The following is a 643-nucleotide window of genomic DNA, read 5'->3' as shown; positions in this document are numbered from 1 at the left end:
GCCCGGCTGCCGCCCGGCGGGGACGGAGATACCGCTGCGACCGCAGAGACTCCCGGCGGCAGTCCCGCCTCACGCAGGCCGGGGCCGGTCCCCACCGGAACCACCAGCAGGGTCACCGCGGCGGCGCTGGCCACCGTCGCCGCCGCCAGCGGCAGCAGCGACACTCGCGCGGGCCGCCAGCGCCGGATGGGTTGCTCGATCAGCCACCACGACGCCGCGGCCAGCACCACCGTCGCGCCGCACCGGGCGGCGAAGAGTGGCAGTCCACTCCAGCCGGTGCGTTCGCCGTTGAGCGCCAGGAAGATCGGCCAGTGCCACAGATAGACGCCGTAGGAGATGGTGCCCAGCCACACCAGGGGTGGTGCGGCCAGGACGCGGGCTACCGGTCCCCGCTGTTCCAGGGCCACCGGCGCCACCACGAGGACGGCGGCGATCGCAACCCCGATGAGCAGCCCGTGGCGGAACTCGCCGCTGCTGCCGGTGGCGTAATGGGTCGCCCCCGCGAGGCCCGCCAGGCCGGCGAGCGGTAGAACGCGCGCGACCCGCCGGGCCCACCGGGTCCGGATCAGGCACCAGCCCCGGTTCAGCGACGGCCAGTCGCGGACCAGCAGGGCCGCCGCCGCGGCGCCGGTCAGCAGCGCCT

At 76.0% G+C, this 643-nt stretch carries 1 protein-coding gene; it reads right to left on the bottom strand.

Annotation, left to right across the window (positions count from 1 at the left end; translation table 11 throughout):
- Nucleotides 1–643 (bottom strand): acyltransferase (locus A5756_RS01860; protein WP_197505722.1); only part of this gene is annotated, 643 nt, incomplete at both ends.

This window comes from Mycobacterium sp. 852002-53434_SCH5985345 (genome assembly GCF_001667155.1).
Classification (GTDB): Bacteria; Actinomycetota; Actinomycetes; order Mycobacteriales; family Mycobacteriaceae; genus Mycobacterium.
Note: the sequence above shows the minus strand (reverse complement) of the source record. Positions and strands in the feature narration are given on the sequence as shown.